This is a genomic window from Gimesia chilikensis, assembly GCF_008329715.1.
In the GTDB taxonomy this organism is placed as follows: Bacteria; Planctomycetota; Planctomycetia; order Planctomycetales; family Planctomycetaceae; genus Gimesia; species Gimesia chilikensis.
On the sequence record NZ_VTSR01000009.1, the window covers coordinates 177,547 to 191,461 of the forward strand.

A 13,915-nucleotide genomic window follows, 5' to 3' on the forward strand; every position below is an offset into this window, starting at 1 on the left:
ACCTTTTTTATTGCGCGGCAGACTTACCGATGATTACCAACGTGAGATCGTCATACTGTTCGTGCTGACCGACAAACTGTTTCACGGCCTGTAGAATCTGGGGGCCTCGCTCAGCGGGACTCGCTGCCGACTCCAGTATCGCAGACTTGAGACGTTCGATTCCGAAGAGTTCTCGATCCTCATTCATCGCTTCCGTGACACCGTCGGTATACAGAATCAATTGTTCTCCCGGTTGCAGCACATGGGTCAAAGCCTCGTATTCGTAGTCATCCATCACACCCAGTGGAATACTTGGCTGATCGGCTGATAATTCGCGAAGAGTCCCATCAGCCTGCAGCAACAGTGGCTCCAGATGTCCTGCGTTGACGAAGGTCACCAGATCCCGGCTGAGCCTGATTTGCCCCAGGATAAACGTGATAAAGCGACCATCATGGGCCGCCTCATCAATATGATGATTGACACGATGCACTGCATCGGCAACATCTGGCACAAACTCCACAGTGCTGCGTACCGCACTGCAGACGCGGGACATTACCAGCGAAGCCGGGACCCCCTTACCGGCCACATCCCCCAATGCAAACCAGACGAGATCATCCTCGGTCTGGATCAGGTCGTAGTAGTCACCGCCGACAGCCCGTGCTGCTTCGTATGACACGAAGAATTCATAGCCGGGAACTTCGGGAATCTTGGCTGGCAGCAGTCCTTTCTGGACACGGGCCGCAATTTCCATTTCGTTATCGTAACGCTGCTTTTCTACATGCGAGATCATCAACCGGGCACTCTCGTAAGAGAGAGCCGTCTGGCTGGCAATGACCATCAGGAGTTCCAGATCGTCATTGGAAAACATCTGACCCGCCAGCTGAGTATCGAGGTTGATAATTCCAATCACACCCCCGTCTAATCCCAGCATTGGGGCACACAGGATCGAGCGAATCGTGAGTGTTGAAACAGATTCACTTTTTTCAAAGCGTTCATCATTCGCCGCATCGGCGGAAAGCACCCCGGTTTTATTATCGATGACCGTTTTGAGCACTGTGCGGCTGAGCTGCAGCGCTTCCTGATCGTCATCTCTGCGATGACGAACCGCTTTTGGCAGAAACCGTTGATTGTTTCTGTCATGCAGTAGAATACAGCCCCGATCCGCTGCCGGAAAAATATGAAACAACCCTTCAAGAACCCGTTCGGCCATCATATCCAGGTCAGAAGCTGTTGCGATGGTGCGACTGATTTCCAGGATCGCTTTCAACTTGATTTCCGGTTTGACCTGGTATTGATCAAAATCGTCATTCGAACCGCTGGACCGCAGAATCGTACTCTTATCGACTGCCGGGGGCTTCACGGAGACATTTTTCAATGAAGGAATCAAACCGTATGCAGTCAAGAGCCCCTCATGCTGCTCGGCTTCGTACTCGGCATCACTGGAGAATTCCAGCAGAAAGGGACCTATTGAAATCTGATCTCCGGAATGTAGCAGCACCGGATCATTGACGGGCTGATTGTTCACAAATGTGCCGTTACCACTCCCCAGATCTTCCAGTTCGAAGCGTTCCTCATCAAGCACGGAAATTCTCGCATGATAGCGCGAAACCGTATTTGACTTGAGACAGATATCACAATCCGGATGACGACCAAGCGTCATCTGCTCGCCCGTTATCTCCAGCCTGGACGAACTGCCGTTATTTTGCAAAAACAGACTGGCGGACATGATGAGGCCATAGACTGGGTGACTGGAAATTTCACTTTCAGGAAACACGCCCGAAAGTCATGATAGTAATATCGTCATTCTGGGGGCGACCATTCGCATGTCGGCGGACATCAGCCAGCAGTGCCTGCCCCAGTTCAGCAGCATTCTTTTCACGATTGGCCTTGATGAACTCCCGCATCCGGTCCAGGGTGTATAACTCCCCTTCCGGATTCATCGCTTCATCTACGCCGTCAGTAAACAGGACCACAATCTCGCCTGGTGCCAGATCCCGTTCGACCACTTCAAACGGAAAGCCTTCCATCACACCAATCGGGACGCCGATACTGTCTTCCGGAAACTCATCAATCGAACCATCCGGCTTCAAAATCATAGGTGACATATGCCCTGCGTTGACCAGCGAAATGTGATGCGTCTGGGGATCCAGAATTGCCAGCACGTAGGTCACAAAACGTCCCTCGACGGCACTGTCGCACATGTGGTCGTTAATGGCTTCCACCGCGGGTCCGACTTCATGCAGAAACCGCATTGTGTGCTGCACGCAGCTCGACATGCGAGCCATGATCATTGCCCCGGGAACCCCTTTACCGGCGACATCTCCGAAGGAGAGACCGATCTTTCCATCCGGCAGCTCGAAGATGTCATAATAGTCACCACCCACGGCCTGTGCGGAATGATAGGACGCGAAGAACTCATACCCGTCTACTTCCGGTACCGAACTGGGCAACAACCCCTGCTGTACCCCGCGAGCGATGTTCATCTCGTTGTCCTGCTTCTGTTTCTCCAGATAGGAGTTCATCAGCCGGGCACCTTCATAAGAAAGAGCCGCCTGGCCTGCAACGGACATCAGCAGGTCCAGGTCTTCTTCCTGAAACTGCTGCAGCGGGTTCTGTGTATCAATGTTGATAATCCCGATCGGCTCTTCCGACAGTCCCAGCATCGGTACACACATCATGGAGCGGATCGACAGATTCGAAATAGACTCACTGGCGTCAAACTGGGAATCACTGGCAGCATCGGCCGACAGGATGCCTGTTTTCTCCTCGAGCACTTTATTGACAATCGTCCGACTCAGCTTGACGGTTGCATCTTCGCCCTCGCGACGATGCTTGAACGCACGGGGAACCATCTCTCCTGATTCTTCATCCTTGAGCAGGATACAGCCACGATCGGCAGCGGGGAAGATATGAAACAGAGTGGTCAGGATCTGCGGCAGCAGTTTTTCCAGATCGACGGTTCCTGCCAGACTGCGACTGATCTCAATGACCGCCTTCAGCTTGGCCTCGGGACGCACATCGAGCCCCCCGAATCCGCCGACTCCGGATACCGCCCCCATAATGGTGGCGCCGGCACCCCCGTCTTCATCAGTAGCAAAACCGATATCAAAGCCGCTGTCGACCTGCATCATGGCCGAGGACTTTTTTGCGCCCGCTTTGTTATCTGATTCGAAGCGGAATAGAATCGGACCGACTTTCAGACGATCTTCGTGTGCCAGCAGGGTCCTTCCGTCAATCTTTTTACCGTTAACGAAAGTCCCGTTTCCACTGCCCAGGTCTTCAACGAAAAACTGATCGCCATCACCGACAACCTGAGCATGTCGACGGGAAACCATATTGGAATCAAGCTGGATCTGGCAGTCAGGATGCCTGCCAATCACCATCTCATCACCCGAAAGGGAATAAGAGACCGCCTGGCCCGCCTGTAGCATGACTAGAGTCGCCATAAATGAAGCCCTTGTGATGAAACGATAAATGATATGATAAAAAAGGGATATGATCCCTATTTTAAAATGATCCAGCCCTCGATGCAATCACCGTCTGATTCCCTACTGGCCGATTAACGACCAAAAATGGTCTCGACGTTACCTCTCAGAACCAGTTTTCCGAGTTCGATGGCCCGCTCTTCTGACCAGCCGCGGCCGATCACAAAATCACTGGCCAGTACATTCGCGAGAACGCGGCGATACATGCGGAATTTGGGAAGTGCGAATTCCAGCTTGTACATATCGCTGTAATAGCCGATCTGCTTGGTTTTGGGAACGGCTTCCAGTCGGCTCTTACAGTCAAACGTAATGAACGCCGGTGTGTTTGAATACCACCAGTGTCCGTTGATGACTACGTTCGGGAAAATCCAGCTGTAGCTGACCAGTTCCTGGTTGCTGGTACTGGTCAGTACCGATACCGGGAATGTCACATTGGGGAATGCATTGAACAGTTCTTTGTACTGAATCAGTGAAGTCCGCTTGTCGTACAGATCCTGTCCCTGGTAAACGCCGGCTTCATAAACCCGGCGATTGACGCCGATCATCAGATCGAAAGGCAGGCTGTGGACGGCACAATATTCAGCAAGCGTCCAGAACACATACTGGCTGACCAGCTTCGATTCATCACAGCTCAGTTCATTACCTGCATACAGCAAGCGAACGACGGCATCCGCTTCTTCGGGCATGACTGCTGTCGGAGAGAAATCGGGAGGCAGTGAGATCGCACAGGCACGGGCGCCCCGAGATGTGAAATGTTCAAACAGTTTGGCGATTGCATCGCGGAGTGTGTGGGCGCAACCGATATCCAGGTTTGTGGCTTTTGCCAGGCGTTCGCGTGTTTCGCTTTTGCCTAAGTGGAACACCAGATCATCTGTCCGCAGACAGGGGATATACAGATTCGTATCGAAGCCCTCTAACGGATCGTCGAAATCGTTCGTCAGGAAGACCTGCTCAAGACCACTTTGCTTGAGAACCTGCTGTTCCCAGTCCGGCTGTGCCATCTTCTCAGCAGCAGTGTCGTATAGTTTTTCCCAGTTGGCTTCAGTGATTGCTTCTTCCTCAAAACCGAAGAATTCACTGCAGATGTCCATTAACCAGCTGAGCTGAATGGTATTGTCCAGATCCCCCAGTTGCTTGACCAGTCGACCGACTTTTTCTTTCGGATCCAGTCCGGGCTCTTCAATCTGCTCCTTGGGAAGTCCAGCTGAATGAGCCAGTTCAGTGTAATAATGATATCCCATGATATCGGCCAACGTAGTTGAGGCGGCTGCATGGGGATTAATATGGGTATGAGGGTCGATCAGAACGAGACTCTCTAATTCGGCGAAAATACGCTTGCTCAGTTGATCAGGCATGATGTAATAGTTCCTGCTGTTTCTAAAGATAATTCTAACCAGCTTGCGAATATACTCAGTCCGCTGAGACAGTGCAATCAGGCGGTGATTTCCGCCCCATCCCATCAACCAAATTGCATAAAAAAGGCGGTCCCACGATGAGAATCGCGGAACCGCCTGGAAAAAGCAGTAAATTCAGTCAGGCTGAGTATTATTTGCCGGCACTGGCCTGCTGTTCCTGAGGAACGGGAGGCGGATTAAAGCTGTGGAGCAGTTTACCCGTTTTAGCATCCCAGACCCGTAGTACGCCATCTTCACCACCGGCAATCGCAACCGTTTCATCCCGGCTGGATGCGACGCTGTAAACGTAATCAGTAGATCCGCTCAGGTTGCGGAAATTAGAGCCGTTAGTCGTCAGGTGCATCCGCACGGTCTTGTCTCCGCCACCGCTGATGATGTTGTCACCCAGTCCCATAAATGCGATTGAGGTGACCTGCTTGGAATAACCTGAAATCGTACGCTTCTGTTCGCCGGTCTCGATATTCCAGACTTTGATCACGTTATCTGCACCCGCACTCACGATTGTGGATTCATCCGCTTTCCAGGCCACGTCCAGCACATGGTGGGTATGACCTTCGAATGATTTCACGAATTTCCCGGATGCAACATCAAAGATTTTGACAAATTTGTCAGCAGCCCCAGTAAGCAACTGCTTTCCAGAACGGGAGAAGCGAATTCCCAAAACGGTATCACTATGAGCATCTCCCAGTTTTTTCACTACATTGCCGGAGGCAACATCAAACAGGATGACCTCACCACTTCGTGACGGATCTCCCCCACCGACGGCCAGCAGTTTGCCATCCGGGCTGAAATCCAGACAGAGTGCGCGATTGGAAATGGGGGAAGCGCCTACTTTGCTGGGATCTTTGGGATCGGCTCCCAGCTGAGCAATCAGAGACCAGACAGGTTGAATGCTCTGGATCAAAATGCTCTTATCGGCACTCCCGGAAGCGACAGTGGTCCGTGTTGTGTAAGCAACAGCAGAAATCGCTCCCGTGTGACCAGAGAGAGTATCCAGCTCTTTACCCGACTCGACACTCCACAGTCGAACCTGCTGGCTGTCATCGCCAGTGACGACCTGCTTCCCATCTTCAGAGAATGCGACAGACTTGATTGGCGTCAGCACAGCAGCCTGTTTTTTCGCTTCTTCGAGGGCAGCGTCGACTTTCTTGGCTGTTTCATCCAGAGCGGTCTTTTCATTAGTCCGTTCTGTCAGCTGACCTTTAATTTTGGTCAGAGTACTTTCAGCCACTTTGACCGAGCGTTCTGCAGAGGTAATCTTCTTTTCTGCTGCAGTAACCGCTTCAGCCTCTTTCTTGGCTGCAGCATCTGCATCAGCAACTTTTTTATCGGCTGCCTTGGTATCCAGCTTGGACTCAGCCAGTTTCTTCGCAGCAGCAACCGCGGCATCCGCTTTGGGCACAGCCTGTTTGGCTGTCTGGATTGCCTGTGTCACGGTCTTCTCATCGTTGGCCTTCTTCTGCTGAGCAGCTGTCAGCTTTTTCTGAACCGCATCGAAGTCTGCCTGAGCTTTTGCGACGGCGTCCTTCTTTTTCTGCTCGCCTTCTTTATCCGCTGGATCGGGTTTAATCGCATTAGCGGCATCCAGGGCTTTCTTCGCAGTATCGACTTCCTTCTGAACAGCGGCAATCGCCTGCTGATTCTGCTCATTAGTCGTTTTCAGTTTGGCTTCTGCATCAGCAACTGCTTTATCCGCAGCTGCCTTCTGTGCAGCGGCAGCCTTGACAGCGTCTTCGCCTTTCTTCTTATGATCAGCAATCAGCTTGGCCAGTTCATCCTGAGCCGCTTTCAATTTCATGGCAGCTTCATCGGATTTCTTTTTGGCTTCCGGAAGTGCTTTTTTCGCAGCATCCAGTTCTTCATTCCGTTTTTTCAACTCAGCTTCACGGTCCTTAACGTTCTTGTCTGCTGCCTTGACGGCGGCATCTGCCAGGGCCACTTGCTGTTTCGTAACGGTCTGTGTTTCGGTTGCCAGTACCAGTTGACGTTCCTTACTCAAGTCTCCACGGAACTCTTTCAGCATTTTGCCATCGCTCAACTGCCAGATTTTACCGGTACCGTTGACTGAGACAGAAACAAGGTTTTTCCCATCTGGACTGACATCAACATCAGTCACAGGAGCACCATGGCTGATTGAACGAATCTGCTTCTTACCAGCCAGATCCCAGACACGCACCGTACCGTCTTCACTACCAGAGACAAGTTGTGTACCAGCGGGCAGGACCAGTTTCACAGACGAGACAGGTTTTGCATGCCCTTTGAGTTCAAACAGGGGAGCCGGTGTTTCCGGTGCCTTCTCCCCTTCTTTGGGAGCAGGAATCGTCATAGGCCAGACGTAAATGCTGTTATTGGCACTACCGGCAATCACCTGTGAACCGTCTTTACTGACAGTCAGGGCGCTGATCACCGCAGGTGTTTTCATGGTAGAAATCTGTTTTCCATCGGCTGCATTCCAGACCCGCAGGCTCTGATCAGCCGAAGAGGTCACAACTTTAGAACGATCGGGAGTGAAAGCCAGTCCCTGAACGGCTCCTGTGTGCCCTTTGAGATCGACCAGCTTCGTTCCTTCAGGCAGTTCCCAGAGTGAAACTGTATTGTCAGCGGTAGCAACCGCCAGAACGCTGCGGTCCGCATTGAGAGCAATCCCGGTCACAGCAGCAGACAGATCCACTTTCTTGACCACATTCCCCAGTGATTTTTTCCAGAGTTTGACAACGCGATACCCACCTGAGGCGAGCAGGCTGCCATCGTTGTTAAATGCCAGTGAATGAACAAAGTCACGATGAGCGGCTCCCTGCGGATAGAAGGGTTTACCGTCTTTCTGCAGTTTCAATAGTGCCGGATCATTCAGGACGGCGACTTCACTACCAGCAGCCAGATCGTAAACGGCAATTCGGTTTGCCCGACCTACGGCTGCATAACGGGCCCAGGGTGAGAGTGCGGTACTGTAAATCGAGTTCAATCCCGGAGGCAGTGACTGCCAGGCAACACCGGCATCAGCCGACTTGCCGCTGGATTTTGCTCCTTCCAGAATCCACTGACGCAGAATCCAGACTTCTTTAGGAGTCAGTGCCTTGGCGCCAACCTTGTTCGGCAGCGGTGGCATGAAGCTCTCTTCGGTGCGGGAAGCAACCTGATAGAGGTAGCTGTCGTCCGGCTTACCGGGAACGACGGAAGCACCACTGTCGCCCCCTTTAATCAGGTCTTCAACGTTCTCCAGAACGAGAGAGCCCTCTTTTTTGGCAACGTTATGACAAGCGATGCAGTTTGCATCCAGAATGGGAAAGACATCCTTTTCAAAGCTGACAGGACGGCCTAAATCGACTTTTTCTGGTTTAATCGGCTTTTCTTCCGCCACTGCCACACTGGTGGCAACAAAGACTGCAGCCAACATCATACCTAAACTGGCAAACCGGTTCCGCATAACATGCCCCTCTGATATCACTGTTTCAACAGCTGTAAACAAACAACTGTCTGTATTGGAATCTCTATAAGTTTGGATTTCTTACTTGGTCACTTTCAGCTTAATGGGCGCGTCAACCAGTGCTTCTCCTGAGAAGTCAGCTTTAGCACGCACAACCATATTCGCCAGATCGCCTTCAGTGGCATCTGCAGCAGCCTTAATTGGAATGATAACTTCCGTTTTATCGGCTGGTATCTGCACAGTCTCTGCGGTGACCCCGGCTACTCCCGGTGGAAGAGGCAGGGTCAGTTCGACTGGTCCCTTAAAATCGTTGATACGCTTGATCGTTGCTTTGACATCGATGGAAGCTCCTTTCTTAAGAGCTCCCCCACCCGGCACATTCAGACTGAGTGTCACGGGTGCAGGCTGTACTCGAATGACAAGCGGTGTCGAAGGTGCGTAGACTTTAATTTTCTTAGGTGCGGCAGCCTTTTCGGCATCCGCCACCTTCTTATCAGCGGCTTTCTTCGCAGCATCAGCGGCTTTCACCTGTGCATCCGCGGTTTTGATTTCTTCATCGGCCTTGGCCTGCTCTGTCTTTTTCTGTTCTGCTGTTTTGTCAGAGGCCTTGGCGATTTCTTCCCGTTTTTTCTTCGCAGCAGCCAGAGCGGCTTGCGCGTCTTTCAGTTTCTTGTCTGCTTCGGCCTGCTCTTTTTTGGCTTCATCAACCTGAGCGGGATTCCGCCGATAAGAAACGTCGACTGTCGATTGCAGGTAGGTTGTATAAACCCCGGGTTTCGCATTTTCTTTGACGAATACCTGGAAGAGTTCGTCCTGCTTGCCTTTAGCAATCGTCTTGTTTTGCGTAGTGATATTGCTGTTCTTGGGAACCCCATTCCATGCCAGGGCGACAGCTTCATCAAAACCAGTCCGCTTCAGAACTTTGACGGGTACCAGGATCTGACGTCCCTGATTTGCTTTGACTTCAGCAACATCGGCAACCACCTGATAGGGGGCGACTTCATCAATCACGGACAGTACCAGTGAACGGGCAATGCGAGCTTCCGCACGAATATTGTTGGCCACGGGACGCAGAACTGTAGCAGCTCGAGCAACACGTTCCAGCTTTTTGGAATCAGCGGCAGTTGCAGTCCCCACGATTTCAATCGGTCCTGACCACGGCTTGGCAGATTCGTCTGCAGTAAGAATCATTTCCGCAGTATTATCTCCTGGACCAATCGTAGCTGCCTTGCAGGAGACTCCAGCAGGCAGTCCTTTCACTGAAAGCTCGATCGTCTCGTTGAACCCATCCTGCTTGAGCGCCATGATGTCGATCTTGAATGAATCTCCTTTGCGTAAGGTGATCCCGGCAGGAGAACCACCAGTATTGACTGCCTGGGGATACAGGGGTAACGCCGCCAGACGGAAGTCCGGCTTGGGTTCGCGAATGACTGCCCGATACACCATCCGGGGATGGCCGCGGGTCTCGAACTGCAGATCCCGCAAAGTGACGCGGTACTCCCCGTCTGCAGGTGCAGTAAACAGATAGTAAGGATCGTCTGTGCGAGTGTCGAACAGCTTGTCTCCCAGATCAGGAAAGACGCTGGTGGCTCCGACGTTTGCAATCCGCTTGAATGTCTCTTTGCCGTCTTTATCTTTGATTACCTGGTCAACGACAATCACCGGATCCATGACGATTCCGTTTCGCTGACCGAAGACTTCAATCGAATATTTCTGCTTTGCTTTTCCCTGAAACCGGAAGGCGTCTGTGTCATTCTTAGCTTCGAACTGACCGACAAATTCACCGGGCAGAGTGAGAGTTTCCTCTTTGGTCTGTTCATCCCGAATAATTTTGCCATCAGCAAAATAGATTGTCATGGGGTTAGAACTACCGGCGGGTGAATTCCAGACATACGAGAATCCATCGGCACTGACTTCATGTGGAAAGCCCTGTTCTCCCATTTCGAGAGTAGTGGCTTTCGCGGGCAGCGCGACGGATACCTGCACTTCCTGAAGTGGTTTATCATCAATACTCCAGTCTGAGAGTTTTCCGCCTGGCAGGTTATAACCATACAAAGTGAACTGCTCTGTGGCTCCCGGCGTACCTGAAGGAGGCATAATGAATTCGATGTGCGGTTTTTTATGAACTCCCAGACGATATATATACTGGGCTCCACCTGAGTAAGTCAGGTCGTGCACTTTCACCAGATAAGTTCCATCCTGAGTCAGAGTCAGGTTGATATAGGGATCGTGACGGAATGTATCACGTTCGCTGACCAGACGCCGCTGATCGGGCCCATAGACTTCCACAAGCGCCACCATGGGAGAATCAATGCGTGCTGCGCGACAGTTGACGGAAACCTTCTCTCCCTTTTTACCGGGAAAAGAAAAGTAATCGACATCGGTTGCACTTTGCAGAGTCGCGTTGATGACCGAATCCATGGCCATCGCCGTTGGTTGTGCCGGTGTATTATTGGGTTCGGCTTCTGCTTTTTCCGGAAGATCCCCTACGACAAATGATCGCGGGTTACTGATGCCGAAGAGTCCATGTGCCCGCACATCATAGACGCCTGCAGGTACATCGTTTCCGATCGTTACCAGAAAGGTATTGGCCACGGGAACCTTCTTCCCGTTACTGTCCTGAGTTTTAGTAACGGCTTTGATACCGGGATGACTGAACCAGAGACCGTCCAGTTCGTCCAGGTCCTTACCATCGGTCACCCGTACTTCAACGGTCTGGCCTTTCTGCCCTCCCGAGGGGAACAGTGCATAGATGGTTGTCTGAGGTAACTGTGCCTCTGCGGCGGGCGGATTGATTAAGGAAAACGTTCCAATCCCTGCAGCAAGAAAACAAACAAGCTTCGCAACTAAACGACGTCCGTCAAAAAATCGCGTATGCGTCATGATACTGCTACCAATTTTCTGGATGGAAGTTTCGGGAGGATATCAGGAGGGTGCCCAAACCAGCGGGAGTGGAGTCCGTTAGTCTGGGATTACTGAAGTTTATTCTAAAAAAGCTGACAGCCCCTGTCTAAACCTAAAATGGCTGCCAGCTTAAATTTCAGAGAGATTTATCAGAATTCCAATTTAGTGGTTAAACAGGAATTCTTTAGTGTTGATCAACGCCCAGATAATATCTTCGTAGGCGATCTGGGGTTTCTCTTTATGCCGAGCGATGTAGGACAGAGCAAATTTCATTTCTTCATCCTTGGGAGCACGGGCATAAACCCAGCGATACAGTTCATTGACCTTTTCTTCATCGGTACGTTTCGTATCCTTGGCGAGCATGGCAGCCCGACCGGAAGCGCCGGTGATTTTGTCCTGGACTTCCTTACTGTTCAGCAGGTGCAGACTCTGAGCCAGGTTGGCACTTTGAGAACGTTCGCACTCGCAGGCAGTATCTGCCTGTGGCTGACCGAACACCTTGAGGAAGTAAGGAGCAGATGTCGCATCGGTAATCTGGATTGCCTTTGTTTCAGCGGGCAGACCAGAGAATCGCTGCGAGGAGTTTGTTACCTGATGGAAGACGTCATACAGTACTTCTGCCGTGAGTCGTTTGGGGTAATAACGGGAGAAGTTCTGCTTGTCTTTCAGGTTATATTCGTTGGGCAGAGAACTGAGCTGGTAAGCATTGGAACGACAAATCTGACGTACCAGTTCTTTCAGGTCAAAACCACTCTCAACAAAGTGTTTGGCCAGACCATCCAGCAGTTCGGGGTTTGCAGGTGGGTTTGTGGCCCGCATATCATCTTCAGGCTCAACAATGCCGCGACCGAAGAAATGTTTCCAGTAGCGGTTTACCAGTGCTTTCGCGAAGAACGGATTGTCCGTTCGTGAAAGCCATTGTACCAGAGCGACACGGGGATCACGTTCCGGACTGATTTCCATGGGCTGCATTCCCAGCGCGGTTGGTTTCAGGCTTTCACCAGAACGGATATTCTTGGCGGTCGCAACCCCTTCTTTGTGGTAAACACGTTTGTCGCGGAATCCACGGGTTCCGATTGAACCGATGGTCGGATCTTTACTTCCCACCCGACTGAAGAAGGCAGCCAGACCATAGTAGTCATCCTGGCTCCATTTTTCGAAGGGATGGTGATGACAACGGGCACATTGAATTCGCAGACCCAGGAATAACTGGGCGGTATCTTCAACCTGCTCTTCAACGGTGTTTACTTCACGATACCAGACTACAGCCGGATTCTGACGGAACTCACCGGAAGCGGAGAGAATGTCACCGACGAATTCGTTGTACGGCTTGTTTTCGTAAAGGCTGTCCCAGATCCACTGATAGAAGGCGTTCGTACCAGCAATATCAACGGGCTGCAGTTTTTTATTCCGCAGAACCATATTCCACTTGTTGGCAAAGTAATCCGCGTAGGCAGGGCTGTCGATCAGTTTATCAATCAGCTTATCCCGCTTGGCAGGATCCTTGTCGGCCAGGAAGCTCTTGACTTCTTCTTCACTCGGAGTACCACCTGTGATATCGATATACACGCGACGCATGAAGGTCGCATCATCGGCAACTGGTGAAGGTGGAATCCCCAGTTCTTTCAGTTTACCAAAGACGGCTTCATCGATCAGATTCTTCTTTTCGGGAAGATTTGCGACTTCGATACCCAGAGGAATCGTAGCACGGAAGGTTGAGACCTGCCCCTGATAGCGTGCCATAATGGCGACTTCACCAGAGAGCTTCAATGTTTTGACCAGACCGGTTTTGTTGACTTCGGCCATTTCCGTATCGTTGGCTTCAAACAGAGCCATCCGGGTCACATCTTCTGTAGAACCATCTGAGTAGGTTGCGATGACGGAAATCTGCTGTTCCTCTTCCTGCCCCATGGTGCGGGTAGGAGGATAGCATTTGATTGAAGCAACGCTCCGGTCACTTTCATTCCCGTAAGGCATGCCCTGCTCAATCCAACGGTAGAGCAGTCGATATTCGTAAGAATCCTGCTTGATCAGCTTTCCACCACCATGAGGAGTCACACCTGTCCCCTTCATCAACAGCAGGCTTTCCGCTGGTGAAGTTGGAAACAGACGACGGCCACGGCCTTCTTTAACGAGGAACTCATAATCATCTTCAGGATAAAAACCGAGCAATGACAGTTTGAATCCATTCTGACCACTGGCCTTACCATGGCAGCCACCACTGTTACAGGTCAATTTGGTAAAGATGGGCACAACCTGGTTTTTGAAGTTGATGGCATCCGGAGTCGCGATGCCGCTGATAGCGACAGGAATCGAGGCAGTCTTGCCATCTTTGGATGTCGCGACCAGGCTGGTCTCGCCATCTTTCAGTGGAGTGAGATAGCCGTCAGTGGAAATCGTTGCCATTTCAGGGTTGGCAACCTTGAAGGTTACGTCACGAGTCACATCCAGCAGTTTGCCAGTCGGCAGCACGCCGGTCACGATGACCTGCTGACGTGAGTCCGGACCCCGCAGTTGCAGTTTTTCAAAACCACCTGCATGTGGACCGATCTGGAGTTCCTTGAAATCCACTTTTGCTTTTTCTGCGGTGGCAGCGCGAACTTCTGTAATGCCTGCTCCACTGGCAAGCAACAGGGCCAGCACGCCGCTGAGCATAAGGATCTGAGGGGTCCGAGAGCCTTGAATTCGGAAGTCCATACGTCAAACTC

Annotated in this window: 6 protein-coding genes; all 6 read right to left on the minus strand. The window is 51.5% G+C overall.

What is annotated here, in order from left to right; all coding sequences use genetic code 11:
• Window positions 1-7 precede the first annotated feature (7 nt).
• The 6 genes from FYZ48_RS14010 to FYZ48_RS14035 all read right to left on the minus strand — a co-directional run bounded on the left by FYZ48_RS14010 (window position 8) and on the right by FYZ48_RS14035 (window position 13,904).
• Window positions 8-1,705, minus strand: a complete 1,698-nt coding sequence (locus tag FYZ48_RS14010; protein WP_149341359.1) for a SpoIIE family protein phosphatase — start codon at window positions 1,703-1,705, stop codon at window positions 8-10.
• Window positions 1,706-1,742: 37 nt separating this feature from the next.
• Window positions 1,743-3,425: a SpoIIE family protein phosphatase gene (locus tag FYZ48_RS14015; RefSeq protein ID WP_145181235.1), complete on the minus strand. Its 1,683-nt coding sequence runs from the start codon at window positions 3,423-3,425 to the stop codon at window positions 1,743-1,745.
• 113 nt (window positions 3,426-3,538) lie between these two features.
• A complete protein-coding gene (locus FYZ48_RS14020) occupies window positions 3,539-4,819 on the minus strand; it encodes a glucuronate isomerase (RefSeq protein ID WP_149341361.1) in 1,281 nt (426 codons plus the stop codon).
• A gap of 190 nt (window positions 4,820-5,009) precedes the next feature.
• Window positions 5,010-8,303 (minus strand): c-type cytochrome domain-containing protein, encoded by a 3,294-nt coding sequence (locus tag FYZ48_RS14025; protein ID WP_149341363.1) that lies wholly within the window; start codon window positions 8,301-8,303, stop codon window positions 5,010-5,012.
• Window positions 8,304-8,384: 81 nt separating this feature from the next.
• Window positions 8,385-11,186: a hypothetical protein gene (locus tag FYZ48_RS14030; protein ID WP_149341365.1), complete on the minus strand. Its 2,802-nt coding sequence runs from the start codon at window positions 11,184-11,186 to the stop codon at window positions 8,385-8,387.
• A 183-nt stretch (window positions 11,187-11,369) separates the two neighbouring features.
• Window positions 11,370-13,904: a DUF1549 domain-containing protein gene (locus FYZ48_RS14035; protein ID WP_242022654.1), complete on the minus strand. Its 2,535-nt coding sequence runs from the start codon at window positions 13,902-13,904 to the stop codon at window positions 11,370-11,372.
• Window positions 13,905-13,915 lie beyond the last annotated feature (11 nt).